Annotated in this window: 11 protein-coding genes and 1 riboswitch; of the genes, 2 read left to right on the forward strand and 9 right to left on the reverse strand. The window is 74.9% G+C overall.

Annotated features, from left to right (window positions below; all coding sequences use genetic code 11):
- Positions 1-129: 129 nt before the first annotated feature.
- Both metE and GYH36_RS17525 read right to left on the reverse strand, forming a co-directional pair.
- Positions 130-2,613: a 5-methyltetrahydropteroyltriglutamate--homocysteine S-methyltransferase gene (metE, locus tag GYH36_RS17520; protein WP_162290515.1), complete on the reverse strand. Its 2,484-nt coding sequence runs from the start codon at positions 2,611-2,613 to the stop codon at positions 130-132.
- 33 nt (positions 2,614-2,646) lie between these two features.
- On the reverse strand, positions 2,647-3,711 hold the full coding sequence (locus GYH36_RS17525) for a methylenetetrahydrofolate reductase (protein WP_051471718.1): 1,065 nt from the start codon (positions 3,709-3,711) through the stop codon (positions 2,647-2,649).
- A gap of 91 nt (positions 3,712-3,802) precedes the next feature.
- Positions 3,803-3,905: riboswitch (SAM riboswitch) on the reverse strand.
- A gap of 132 nt (positions 3,906-4,037) precedes the next feature.
- Here GYH36_RS17525 and GYH36_RS17530 point away from each other — a divergent pair.
- Positions 4,038-4,982: an alpha/beta fold hydrolase gene (locus GYH36_RS17530; protein WP_024840974.1), complete on the forward strand. Its 945-nt coding sequence runs from the start codon at positions 4,038-4,040 to the stop codon at positions 4,980-4,982.
- A 48-nt stretch (positions 4,983-5,030) separates the two neighbouring features.
- Positions 5,031-5,294, forward strand: a complete 264-nt coding sequence (locus GYH36_RS17535; RefSeq protein WP_024840975.1) for a hypothetical protein — start codon at positions 5,031-5,033, stop codon at positions 5,292-5,294.
- Positions 5,295-5,322: 28 nt separating this feature from the next.
- On the opposite strand, the gene GYH36_RS17540 is transcribed toward GYH36_RS17535, so the two are convergent.
- The 7 genes from GYH36_RS17540 to GYH36_RS17570 all read right to left on the reverse strand — a co-directional run bounded on the left by GYH36_RS17540 (position 5,323) and on the right by GYH36_RS17570 (position 12,265).
- Positions 5,323-6,588: an ATP-binding protein gene (locus GYH36_RS17540; RefSeq protein ID WP_155098221.1), complete on the reverse strand. Its 1,266-nt coding sequence runs from the start codon at positions 6,586-6,588 to the stop codon at positions 5,323-5,325.
- A gap of 217 nt (positions 6,589-6,805) precedes the next feature.
- Positions 6,806-8,332 carry a sodium/solute symporter gene (locus GYH36_RS17545; RefSeq protein WP_162290517.1) on the reverse strand — a complete coding sequence of 509 codons (1,527 nt, stop codon included), beginning with the start codon at positions 8,330-8,332 and terminating at the stop codon, positions 6,806-6,808.
- Positions 8,329-8,847, reverse strand: coding sequence for a heavy metal transporter (locus tag GYH36_RS17550; RefSeq protein WP_162290518.1), 519 nt, complete (start codon positions 8,845-8,847; stop codon positions 8,329-8,331). The genes GYH36_RS17545 and GYH36_RS17550 overlap by 4 nt, the downstream gene beginning before the upstream one ends.
- Entirely contained in the window at positions 8,844-9,689 is an 846-nt protein-coding gene (locus GYH36_RS17555) for a LytR/AlgR family response regulator transcription factor (RefSeq protein ID WP_312028700.1), read from the reverse strand. Before GYH36_RS17555 ends, GYH36_RS17550 begins: the two co-directional genes overlap by 4 nt.
- A complete protein-coding gene (locus tag GYH36_RS17560; protein ID WP_024840980.1) occupies positions 9,686-10,858 on the reverse strand; it encodes a sensor histidine kinase in 1,173 nt (390 codons plus the stop codon). The genes GYH36_RS17555 and GYH36_RS17560 overlap by 4 nt, the downstream gene beginning before the upstream one ends.
- Positions 10,859-10,900: 42 nt before the next feature.
- On the reverse strand, positions 10,901-11,524 hold the full coding sequence (locus GYH36_RS17565) for a hypothetical protein (protein ID WP_162290519.1): 624 nt from the start codon (positions 11,522-11,524) through the stop codon (positions 10,901-10,903).
- 45 nt (positions 11,525-11,569) lie between these two features.
- On the reverse strand, positions 11,570-12,265 hold the full coding sequence (locus GYH36_RS17570) for a VOC family protein (RefSeq protein ID WP_115943426.1): 696 nt from the start codon (positions 12,263-12,265) through the stop codon (positions 11,570-11,572).
- Positions 12,266-12,446: the final 181 nt, after the last annotated feature.

The raw sequence follows: 12,446 nt of genomic DNA on the forward strand, positions 1-12,446 counted from the left end.
GCGCGGCCCCGCCGCGGCGCCGTCGCCCCCCCCCGGTGGCGCGCCCGGCGACCCGCCCGCGCCCCCCCCCCCCCGGCGGCGGGCGGGGCCCCCGCGGGCGCCGCGGCCCGCGGCCGCGTTCCGGGACGCTCAGCCGAGCGTGGCCCGGACCGCCTTGGCCGCCGCGACGAGGTGCTCGAGCGACGGCACGGTCTCCTCGTAGCGGCGGGTCTTGAGCCCGCAGTCGGGGTTGACCCACACGAGCGCGGGGTCGATCGACGTCACGGCGAGCCCCAGCAGCTCGGTGACCTCCTCGGTCGAGGGCACGCGCGGGCTGTGGATGTCGTAGACGCCCGGCCCGATGCCGCGCGCGTACCCGGCCTCGCGCAGCTCGGGCACGATCTCCATGCGCGAGCGCGCCGCCTCAACCGACGTCACGTCCGCGTCGAGGCCGTCGATCGCGCCGATGACCTCGCCGAACTCCGAGTAGCACAGGTGCGTGTGGACCTGCGTCGCCGCGGCCACGCCCGACGTCGCGAGCCGGAACGCGCGCACCGACCAGTCGAGGTACGCGGGCTGGTCCGCGCGGCGCAGCGGCAAGAGCTCGCGCAGCGCGGGCTCGTCGACCTGGACGACCCCGATGCCGGCAGCCTCCAGGTCCGCGATCTCGTCGCGCAGCGCCAGACCCACCTGGTTCGCGGTGTCGCCGAGCGGCTGGTCGTCGCGCACGAACGACCACGCGAGGATCGTCACCGGGCCGGTCAGCATGCCCTTGACCGGCTTCTCGGTGAGGGACGCCGTGTACGCGGACCACTCGACCGTGATCGGCGCGGGCCGCGTGACGTCGCCCCACAGGATCGGCGGCCGCACGCAGCGCGACCCGTACGACTGCACCCAGCCGTTCGCCGTGACCGCGAACCCGTCGAGGTGCTCCGCGAAGTACTGCACCATGTCGTTGCGCTCGGGCTCGCCGTGCACGAGCACGTCGAGTCCCAGGTCCTCCTGGAGCGCGACGACGCGCGCGATCTCCTCGCGCATCGCGGTCGTGTAGTCCGCGTCGGAGAGCTCGCCCTTCGTCCACAGCGCGCGGGCGCGGCGGATCTCGGGCGTCTGCGGGAACGAGCCGATCGTCGTCGTCGGCAGCGGCGGCAGGTTCAGGCGCTCGGCCTGCGCGGCCGCGCGCTCGGCGTGGTCGCCGCGCGCGAAGTCCGCGTCCGTCAGTGCGTCCGCACGCTCGCGCACCGCGGGCACGACGACGCCGCTCGCCTCCGCGCGCGACGCCACGGCCGCGCGGGACGCCTCGATCTGGTCCGCGACGGCCTCACGACCCTCGGTCAGCGCGCGGGCGAGCGTCGCGACCTCGCCGACCTTCTGGTCCGCGAACGCGAGCCAGTCGCGCAGGCGCGGGTCGAGCGTCGTGCCCGACGCCGTGCCGGGCTCGGCAAAGGTCTCGTCCTCGACGTCGTGCGGCACGTGCAGCAGCGAGGTCGACGTGCCGACGGCGACGGCGCCCGCCCCGAGGCCGCGCGCGGCATCGAGCACCTCGAGCCTCGCGGCGAGGTCGGCACGCCACACGTTGTGCCCGTCGATCACGCCGACGACGAGCGTCTTCGACACGAGGTCGTCGTACGGCGAGTCCGGAAGGTCCGCACGGACGGCGTCGATCGCGACCGCCTCGACGTCCGTGCCCGCGAGGGTCGCCAGGAAGTCGAAGGTCGCGCCGTCGGCGTCCGGCGACGTCTTCAGCCCGCCGAACGGCGTCGCGACGAGGATCGCGGGCCGCGCGTCCTGCGCCGAACCCGGGGTCGCGGCGGGGCTCGAGGACGGGTCCGGTGAGGACCCCGGGTCCGGCACGGGGCGGAGGTCGGTCGCGAGCGCGCGGTACGCGGACTCCACCGCGGCGGCGAGGTCGGCGAACGGCACGTCGGCCGAGTCGGTGACGAGGATCGGCTCGTCGAGCTGGACCCACGGCGCCCCCGCGGCGGCGAGCGCGCGCAGCAGGTCGGCGTAGGCGGCGACGACGTCGTCGAGGCGGTCGAGCGGCGAATACCCGGCGGGTGCGTCGTCGGCGGCCTTGGACAGCGCGAGGAACGTCACGGGCCCGACGACGACGGGCCGCGTCACGACGCCCGCCTCCTTCGCCTCGACGAACTCGCGCACGACGCGGTCGTCGACGAACCGGATCGGGGTGTCCGGGCCGATCTCGGGCACGAGGTAGTGGTAGTTCGTGTCGAACCACTTGGTCATCTCGAGCGGGGCGTCGTCCCCCTGGCCGCGTGCCACGGTGAAGTAGCCCGCGAGGTCGAGGCGGCCGTCGGCGTCGGCGAGGTGCGCGAACCGCGACGGGACCGCCCCGAGGAGGGCGGCGACGTCGAGCACCTGGTCGTAGTAGGAGAACGAGCCGGGGACGGACGCGTCGTCGGCGCCGAGGCCGAGGTCGACGAGCCGGCGCACGGTCGCGAGCCGCAGCTCGCGGGCCGTGGCCTCGAGCGCGTCGTCCGACGTCGTGCCGGCCCAGAACGCCTCGACGGCCCTCTTGAGCTCGCGGCGACGCCCGATGCGGGGGTAGCCGAGCACGGTGCCGGCGGGGAAGCCGGCCTGGATCTGGGTAGGGAAGGGTAGGGAAGTGGCCATGATCGAAACCTCTTGCTGGTCCTCGCGGACCGGTCAGACGGGCGTGCCGTGCGTGGCGGCGCCCGTCGTGGGCAGGGAGGTGCCGGTGACCCACGGCCCGCTGGCCAGGTCCGGGACGAGCGGGGCCGCGGCAGCGCTGGTGCTGCCGCCGGTCCCGCGCGACCCGCCGCCGAGGTGGACACCCTCGAGCAGGTCAAGAGCGGCGCGGTGCTTGTTGAAGGTGTACACGTGCAGACCGGGCGCACCGGCATCGAGGACGCGCTGCGCGAGGTCGACCGAGTACGCGATCCCGTAGGCGTGCTGCGCCTCCGGGTCGGGCAGGGCGTCGAGCGCGTCCAGCAGGTGCTGGGGCGCGCGCACGCCCGTGAGCTCCTCGACGCGGCGGAGCCGCACGGGCTCCGTCGTGGGCAGCAGCCCGGCGAGGATGGGGATCGTCACGCCGGCCGCGCGGGCCTCGGCGACGAAGTGGGTGTACGACGACGCGTCGTAGAAGAGCTGCGTGATCGCGAAGCTCGCGCCCGCCTGCTGCTTCTGCCACAGGCGGCGCACCTCCTGCGTGCGCGTCGTGCGGGCGGCCGGGTTGCCGTCGGGGAACGTCGCGACGGCGATCGTCAGCGGGCGGGCCGCACCGCGCAGCGCGACGGCCGGGTCGGACGCGCAGCGCGACGCCTCGACCTCGCGCAGGAGCGCGACGAGCTCGGTCGACGACCGGACGCCGTCGGGCGCGGGCTGCCAGTCCGGCTGGTCGCGCGGGGGGTCGCCGCGCAGCGCGAGGAAGCTGCGCACGCCCTCGTCGAGGAAGTCGGAGATGACCTCCTCGACGTCCTCGCGCGACGCGCCGACGCACGTGAGGTGCGCGATCGGCAGCACGGGCGTGCCCTGGAGGAGGCGCCCGACGACCTGGCGCGCGGTCGCGCGGTCCGTCCCGCCCGCGCCGTACGTGACGGACACGAAGTCGGGGTGCGTCGCGACGAGTCGGCGCGCCGTCTCCCAGAACTTGGGCGCCGCGTCCGGGCGGCGCGGCGGCATGAGCTCGAACGACACGGTCGGCCGTGCCGCCCCGCCGTGCGCCTGCCCGACGGCGTCCGCGACGCTCACGACGTCGCCCCGGGGGTGCGTGCGTGCGCGACCGTCGCCGGGCACGGGCGGCCCGGACGGTGCACGAAGGATGCCTCTGAGACCATGCGTCACTCCATCGACCCTGGCGTTAGCACCTTTGTCCTCGGGAGGCTTCCGTCGGCGGGTTGCTGCGGTGTCGTCGAGCCAGGACTCTCGACCGCTCTGGATGGTTGGCACGATCCTACGGCGCTTCCGCCATGCGGTCGAGGGTGCTCGCGTGCTGAGACGCCCGCTGGGGCGCCGTTCCTATGATGGGCGGTACGGACGGCCACGACCTGTCGGTCGGAGCGCTCAGGAGGAGCCCGATGAAGCACTCGTCCAAGCCGCGGCACCTCTCCCGGGAGGTCGACGGGGTGCGGGTCCACTTCCGCGAGGCCGGGGTGCGATCGTCCACCGCGGTGCTGCTCCTGCACGGCTTCCCCGCCTCGTCCCACTCGTTCCGGGACGTGATGCCGGTGCTCGCCGACCACGCGTACGTCGTCGCCCCCGACCTGCCGGGATTCGGCTTCTCCGACGCGCTCCCGCCCGAGGAGTACTCGTTCGAGCGTCTGACGGACGTGACCGAGGCGCTCGTCGCGAGCCTGGGGATCGAGCGCTACGTCCTCTACGTCACCGACTTCGGCACCCCCGTCGGCTACTCGCTGGCGATGCGCGACCCGGGTCGTGTCCTGGGGCTGGTCGTGCAGAACGGCAACGCCCACGACGCAGGCCTCAACGACGCGTGGGACACGGCCCGGCGCTTCTGGGCCGACCCGACCCCGGAGAACCGGGCGGCGCTCCCGGACTGGCTGACCTTCGAAGGGACCCGGGACCAGTACCTCGCCGGATCGCCTCCGAGCGTCCAGGAGCTTCACCCGCCCGAGTCGTGGCACCTCGACTGGGAGCGGCTGTCGCGCCCGGGCATGACCGAGCTGCAGTTCCGGCTCTTCACGGACTACCGCTCGCACGTGGCACGCTTCCCCGCGATCGCCGCGTACCACCGGCGCCACCAGCCCCCATGCCTGGTCCTCTGGGGGCGGTTCGACACGTTCTTCGACCTCCGCGAGGTCCTCGCCTACCACGAGGTCATGGAGACTCTCGCGGTGCACGTCTATGACGCCGGCCACTTCCTGCTCGAGACGCACGGCAGCGAGGTCGCCGCGCTCCTCGCCGCGTTCGTCGACGACGCGCTCGAGCGGGCGGGGTCCGCCGCGCGGCGGGCAGCCGGGTCGGCGGGAACCGACGCGCCGGACGCGCCGGCCCAGGTCTAGGGTGAGCCACGACCTCTCACCGACGCCGAGCGAGCACAGGAGCCCGCCGTGTACGCGACCCCGACCCGCCCGATGACCCAGGACGAGCTCGACCGGATCTGCCGGGTGTGGGCCGACTCCGGCAGCGACGACCCGACCGACCGGTGGCTCGAGCTCTGGGACGGCGGCGACGCCGACGACCACCCGGAGCAGCGCGACGCGATCGTCGCGATCGCGCGGGAGGTCGGCCTGGAGGTCGCGGTCGAGGACGGCGTCCTGCGCGTGCAGAAGACGCAGCAGCTCCACGACGAGATCGGCGCGCGCTGGATCTGAGAGCGCCGATCCTGGCGGCGCGCGGCGTTCAGGGGCCGAGCAACGCGGCCGGCACCACGGCGACCCCGTCCCTGCGGCGGTAGGCGTGCGGGCCGGGGGTGACGACGACCGTGTCGAGCAGGTCGTCGCCGATCCTGTCGCGCAGCCATGTGAGGTGCCGGACGTCATGGTCCGTGACCGTGGTCGCCAGCTTGACCTCGATCGCCAGGACCCGGCCGTCCGGACGCTCGACGATGATGTCGATCTCGTGCGCGCCGTCGGCCGTCCGGAGGTGACGTACCCGCGCCTCGGACCGTTCGGCATAGACCTGGACGTCCAGAGTGACGAGGTGTTCGAACAGCGATCCGAGCAAGGTCCCGTCGCGGAGGTTGGGGACAGGGCCTTCGCCGCCCCCGAGAAGCGCGGACTGGTCTGCACCGAGCAGGTGGGCGGCGAGACCGGGGTCCGCGAGTTGGTGCTTGGGTGCGCGTGCGAGCCGGGCGAGGTGGTTCCGGCCCGGGAGCCACGCTTCGACGGGATCGAGCATCCAGAGCTGTTCGAGCACGTCGCGGTACGCGGTCACGGTGCTCCGAGCGGGCTTCTCGGAGAGGCCGGGTGTGGCGGCGTCAAGGATTCGTTGGTAGGTAGCAGTCGTCGACGTCGCGGCTGCATAGGCGGTGAGCCACGCGCGCAGGACGCCGGGGCGACGCACGACGAGTCCTTGCTCGGGGAACGCCCTCGTGACGATCAGGTCGACGTATCCCTCGAGCCGGTGCCGCCGGGCGCGCGGTGCGAGGCCGTGGATGTCCGGGAACCCAGAACGCACGATCTCGTCGACGTAGTCACGTGTGCCGTGTCTCGACGACCCGGTGATCTCGGGCCGAGACCCGTTCAGCAGGTCGCCGAGGCTGACGGTGGGTTCTGCGAACCCTCGCTCCAGGAGGCTCATGGGACGCATGCGAAACGTGACGAACCGGCCTGCGCCCGAGTGGACGGGTGCTTCGAGGGGGACGGAGCTGCCGGTCAGCAGGTAGGTCCCGATGCCGTCGTCGACCGCTCGTCGGACCACGTCCCACGACTCCGGGACCCGCTGCCACTCGTCCACGAGCAGCGGGTGGTCTGCGGCGCGGATTCGTGCCGGGTCGCTGGCGAACAGCTCACGTTCGCGAGGATCGTCCAGGCGCATCACGGTACGGGCGCGTTGTTGCGCGGTGGCTGTCTTTCCCACGCCCTTCGGCCCGTGGAGCTCGATCGCCGGCAGCTCTGCGACAAGCTCGTCGAGCACGTCGTCGATGACGCGCCTGCGGTAGTCCATCACTGATCGGCTCCCTGGTGCTCGCGTGCTCCCGCCCCGGTAGGAAACCGACTCGGAGGCTCCTCGGCCTCCTACGCTACAGATCTCAGGACTTCTACGCTACGAATTTCAGGCTCTCCACGCTACAAATTTCAGGCACGCCACACGACAGATCCCAGACCCTGCTGCCCCGGGCGTTCCGGGTGCTCGCGTCCTCACCCTGCCGGTCTGCCGGAGGTCACGACCGGCGGCGCTCCGGCACGTGCAGGCGCCGCAGGAAGCGGTCGGTGCGCAGCGGCGGGCCGTGGCGGTCGCGCAGGGACACGACGACGACGGTCGCCGTCGCGAGCGGGATCGTCCACGCCGCAGGCTGGGCGAGCAAGGCGCGCACGACCCCGGGGAGGCCGCCGGCCGTCTCCCCGGCCGGGCCCGCGCCGTACCCCGAGGCGACGAGCGCGGACGACGCGAGCAGCGCCGTCGCGCACAGGACGGACCCCACGACCATGCCCGCGACGGCGCCGCGCGCGGTGAGGCCGCGCCACCACACGCCGAGCAGGATCACGGGCGACAGCGCGGACGCCGCGAAGACGAACACCGTCCCGACGCTCGTCACGAGGCCCTGGGGGATGGTGACGAGCGCGAACGCGAGCGGGATGAGCGTGCACGCGACCGCCGACCAGCGGAACGAGCGCACGGTGCCGCCGAACAGGTCCTGGCTCACGACGCCCGCGAGTGCCACGACCAGACCGGACGACGTGCCGAGGAACGCGGCGAACGCCCCGGCGACGACGAGCGCGGCGAGCATCTCGCCGCCGAGACCGGGGACGAGGCGCGTGGGCAGCTCGAGCACCACGGTGTCCGCGACGCCGGGCCGCGCGAGGTCGGGCGCGACGACCCGGGCCACGAGGCCGAGCGTGCTCGACACCATGTAGAAGACGCTGATCATGACGAGCACGACGACGGTCGTGCGGCGCGCGGACCCGCCGTCGGGCGAGGTGTAGAAGCGCACGAGGACGTGCGGCAGCCCGGTGGTGCCGAGCAGCAGCGCGAGGAGGAGCGACGCGGTCGCGTACGCGTCGAGGCCGCCCGGCCCGGCGTCGTGGGGGAACACGGTGGCCGGGTCGAACGTGACGGCGGCGCCGCCGGGCTCGAACGCGCCGCCGAGCGCCATGAGCACGAGCACGAGCGGCAGCGTGAGCGCGGTGAGCTTGACCCAGAACTGGAACGCCTGGACGAACGTGATGGAGCGCATGCCGCCCGCCGCGACGACGGCGCTCACGACGACCGCGATCCCGACCGACCCGACCCATGGCGGCACGGGTGCGACGGCGGTGATGACGAGCGCGGCGCCGTGGAGCTGCGGGACCACGTAGAGCCACCCGATGACGAGCACGAGGACGCTCGTGACGCGGCGCGCGACGACGGAGTCGAGCCGGGCGTGGACGAAGTCGGGGATCGTGTAGGCGCCGCTGCGGCGCAGGGGCCCGGCGACGAACAGCAGCACGAGCAGGTACCCGGCCGCGTACCCGACGGGGAACCAGAACGCCTCGGCGCCCGAGAGCAGCACGAGGCCGGACAGCCCGAGGAACGTGCCGGCGGACAGGTACTCGCCGCTGATCGCGGCCGCGTTCCACACGGGGCGCACGGTCCGCGACGCGACGAAGAAGTCGCTCGTGGTGCGCGAGACCCGCAGGCCGTAGAACCCGATGAGGCCGGTCGCGAGCAGGAGCAGCGCGACGCCCACGAGGGGCAGGGCGGTGCTCACGGCGCACCGCCGTCGTCGGGGCCGGCGGCGCCGTCGGCGAGCGCGGCGTACCGGCGCTCGTTGCGCGCCGCGGCGACGGCGAACACGACGCCGAACGCGACGATCACGGGGTAGAACCCGTAGGCGTGCACGAGCCAGGGGAGCGGGACGCCCAGCACGACGACCTGGTCGAGCGCGGGGACCGCGGACATGGTGAGGGTGAGCAGCGCGACGACCGCGAGGAACGACACCACGCACGCGAGCCCGAGCCGCAGCTGCGCCCGCACGAGCCCGCGCGTGTAGTGGCTCGCGCCGTCGTCGGCGTCGTCCGTGCGGTCGGGGGGCGTGCCCGACGGCGCCACGGCCCGGGCGGGGTCCGTGCCGCCCGGCGGGGGGTCCGTCGAGCGGACGCGCACGCGCGGCGCCGGGCGCGGCGTCGGCGCGGGGGCGGGCAGGCGGCCGTCCCCGGGGTGGTCCGACGCGCGGTCCGGGGGCCGGGGAGGTCCGTCGTCGGGGGAGGGGCCGGGCCCGGTCACGACGGTCCCCGGTGCGGCCCGAGCAGCGCCTCGCGCACGGCGGGGACCATGCGGCGGCTCACCGGCACCTCGTGCCCCGCGACCACGAGCGCGGGCTGCGTGCCGCCGAACCGCGCGGCCGTCACGGCGCTGCGGTCCACGAGGTAGGACCGGTGCACGCGCAGGAACCCCGCGGGCGCCCACCGCTCCTCGAGGTCGGACAACGCCTCGCGCACGAGGAACTGCTCGGTGTCCGTGACGAGCCGCGAGTAGTCGCCCTGCGCCTGCACCCACCGCACGGCGCTGCGCCGCACGACCCGCGTCGTCGTGCCCACCGTCACGACGACCGTCTCGTCCTCCGGCGGCGCCGACCGCCCGCCCCGCGCCGAGGGTGCGGCGCTCGCGGGCGCCGACCCTGCGCCGTCGGGCGAGCGCCCGGAGGCGGTGCGGTCGGCCACGCGCTCGACGACGCGGTCGACCGCGCGCGTGAGGCGCTCGCGGCGCACCGGCTTGAGCACGTAGTCGACGGCCTCGACGTCGAACGCCTCCAGGGCGCGCGCTTCGTCCGCGGTGACGAACACGACGGCGGGCCGGTCCGCGAAGCGTGAGAGCGCGCGGGCGAGGTCGAGGCCCGTCAGGCCCGGCATGTGGATGTCGAGGAACGCCGCGTCGACGGCGCGCGTCGAGAGCTCGCGCAGGGCTTCCGACCCGGACGAGACGCCGTGCACGCTCCGCACGCGCGGGTCGCGCCGCAGCAGGGCGACGAGCTCGTCGAGCACGGGACGCTCGTCGTCCGCGACGAGCACGTCGAGCGCGGCGGCGGGACCGCCCTCCGCGGGGCGGGACCGGTCGGGGACCGTCACGGCACGCTCACCTCCGTCTCGTGCAGCGGCTGGGACCGGGGCACGCGCAGGCGCACGAGCGTGCCCGAGCCGGGCGCGGTCTCGATGTCGAGCGCGTGGTCGTCGCCGTAGAGCTGGCGCACGCGCGTGTCCACGTTCCGCAGGCCCACGTGCGCGGTGCCGCGCGACGTGAGCAGCTCGTGCACGGCCGCGGGGTCCATGCCGACGCCGTCGTCCTCGACCGTGATCTCCGTCTGGGTGCCCTCGTCGCGCGCCGTGATGACGATCGTGCCCCCGCGCTCCTGCGGCTCCAGGCCGTGCCGGACGGCGTTCTCGACCAGCGGCTGCACCGACAGGAACGGGATGACCGTCGTCAGCGACTCGGGGGCGATCTGCAGCGTCACGGTGAGCCGGTCGCCGAACCGGGCCCGCTCGAGCTCGACGTAGGAGTGGATGGAGCGGAGCTCGTCCGCGAGCGTCGTGAAGTCGCCCCGGCCGCGGAACGAGTACCGCGTGAAGTCGGCGAAGTCGAGCACGAGGTCGCGCGCCCGCTCCGGGTCGGTGCTGATGAACGACGCGATCGCGCCCAGCGCGTTGTAGACGAAGTGCGGGCTGATCTGGGCGCGCAGCGCACGGAGCTCGGCCTGCGCGAGCGCCGTGCGGGACGCCTCGAGCTCGCCGAGCTCGAGCTGCGCCGCGCACCACTGCGCGACCTCGCCCGTCGCCCGCACGAGCGGGGGGCGCACGGTGCCCGCGAACGCGACGACGACGCCCGCGACGCGCCCGCCCGCGACGACGGGCTCGCCCACGGCGTCCTCGCCGTCGCCGGTCTCCACGTGGTGACGGCCCGTCGCCAGCACGCGCTCCGCGACGCGCCGCGCGTCCGGCTCCAGCGCCTGGCTGCCGTCGAGCGCGACGGCGCCGTCCGCCGCGACGACCGCGAGCGCGTCGGCCCCGAGGAGCTGGCGCAGCGAGCGCGCCGCGCGCCCCACGTCGTCGCCGTCGAGGCCGTCGCGCAGGTGCGTCGCCGCGCGCGACGCGAGGTGCAGGGTGCGGAACGTCGCCCGGTCCGAGTCGCTACCGAGCTCGCGCGACCCGCGCGCGAGCCGCCACGCGAGCACGAGCCCGAGGGTGAGCAGCACGCCCACGACGAGACCGGCGACGGCGCCGGCGAACACGGGCCCGGACATGCTGCGATCGTAACGAGGCCCCGCCCGCCCGCCGCCGGAGGGTCAGGCGACGACGAGGACGAGCACGACGACCAGCACCACCGTGACGACCACGAGCACCCCGAGGGCGACGAGGAGGCCGAGCACGACGGGGTGCGCCTGGTACCAGGGCACGAGGCGCGGGTCCGTCGCACGGAGCTGGGCGGGCGTGACGGGGTGGCGGACCGGCGTGAGCGGCACGCCGCGGTGCGCGAGGTCGAGAGCCAGCGCCGAGAGCTGCCCGCGGCCCCACATCTGGCCGACCAGCAGGAGCAGGCGCTTCGTCGGGCCCACGACGATGAGGTGGTGCGTCGGGCCGGCCGTGCCGAACGCCATGCTGTCCACGGTGACGACGCGCTCGACGTCCGCGACCGTGAAGCGTCGCGGGCGTCCCCACCCCTGCACCGCGACCGTGCCGTCCCCGAACGTGACGCGCGAGCGGTCGGCGAGGCGGCGCGCGAGCACGTACGTCACCGGCACCATCGCGAGCACGAGCGCCAGGTAGAAGAGCGCGAGCACGAGGTTGCGGGTGCTGATCGCGGTCATGACGGCTGCCAGGCCCAGGACCGGCGTGAGGATCGCGACGGACGACAGGTTGGTGCGCAGGACGCGGCGCTTCGCGTCGTCGTGCAGCGTCAGCTCGGTCACGCGCGGCATCGTCCCACGTCGGAGCGCCGCAGCGGGCCGAGCGGGTCAGCCCTCGGTGTCCGTCCAGGACGCGATGTCCACGCCGTGGTTCTCGGGCGACGCGAGCGACCACCAGGCGGGGGCGGAGGAGTCGTCCGCCATCCGGCCTCCGGCCGCGAGGGCCGCCGCCACGCGCGCCTCCGCCTGGTCGGCCGGGACGAAGACGTCGAGGTGCGTGCGCCCCCGCGAGGGGACGTCGCCGGTGATGGGGTTGAAGGCGAGCTGCGGCCCGCAGCGCAGCGGGTCGGCCGCGTCCGTCTCGCCGAGCGGCTCGTAGCCCAGCGCCGCCTCGAAGAACGGGCGGACGTCGGCCCCGGAGTGCTGCGCGACGTAGATGCCGATCGACTGCGCGCGGGACGGGTCGGGCGTCAGGCCCAGGTCCGCCGCCGCACGGGAGACGGCCGCGGCGAACTCCGTGGCGCCTGCGGGGATGCCGTCGGTGCCCCGGTTCGGGACGCGCACGACGACGCCCTCGGGGCGCACGTCGACGTCGGGCAGGACGCCCGACCGCTCGGCCGCCTCGACGACGGGCGCCACGAGCCCGGCCGCGTGGGCGAGGGAGCGCGCGGACCAGACGGCCTGCGGTCCCGTCCCGGTGACGCGCCAGTCGGCGACGCCCGGGGCTCGGTGGAACGCGGCGGCGGAGACGAAGCCGGGCTCGTTCGTCGGTGCGCTGGTGGACTCGCTCGTGGGCTCGCTCATGGACCGGCTCCCTCGGAGGCTGTCGCGCGTCCCGGGCCGCTCGCCGTCGAGCGCCCGCGCGCCCTCCATCGTAGGTCGGGGCCCACCACCCGGCCCGGGGGGGGGGGGGGGGGGGGGGGGGGGGGGGCGGGCGGGGGGGGGCGCCCCCCCCCCGCGGGGGGGGGGGGGGGGGGGGGGGGGG

This window comes from Cellulosimicrobium composti (assembly GCF_010287905.1).
GTDB lineage: Bacteria > Actinomycetota > Actinomycetes > Actinomycetales > Cellulomonadaceae > Cellulosimicrobium > Cellulosimicrobium composti.